The organism is Streptomyces sp. NRRL S-1022 (assembly GCF_000720135.1).
In the GTDB taxonomy this organism is placed as follows: Bacteria; Actinomycetota; Actinomycetes; order Streptomycetales; family Streptomycetaceae; genus Streptomyces.
Map to the genome: position 1 here is coordinate 1 of NZ_JOIU01000180.1, position 309 is coordinate 309.

The following is a 309-nucleotide window of genomic DNA, read 5'->3' on the forward strand; positions in this document are numbered from 1 at the left end:
CGCGAACAGCGCCGCCGCGAGGACCGGGAAGGCGAGCAGGACCAGGACGGCGGTCAGCAGCACGTTCCACACGAAGATCGGCATGCGGAACATGGTCATGCCGGGGGCGCGCATGCAGATGATCGTGGTGATGAAGTTGACCGCGCCGAGGATGGTGCCGAAGCCGGAGAAGGCCAGACCCATGATCCACATGTCGGCGCCGAGGCCCGGGCTGCGGACCGCGTCCGACAGCGGCGAGTAGGCGAACCAGCCGAAGTCGGCCGCGCCCTCGGGGGTGAGGAAGCCGCCCACCGCGATGGTCGAGCCGAA

General features: G+C 69.3%; 1 protein-coding gene. It reads right to left on the reverse strand.

Translation table 11 applies throughout. The features are described from left to right. Positions 1-309 (reverse strand): cbb3-type cytochrome c oxidase subunit I (locus IG05_RS0141415; RefSeq protein WP_030349215.1); only part of this gene is annotated, 309 nt, incomplete at both ends.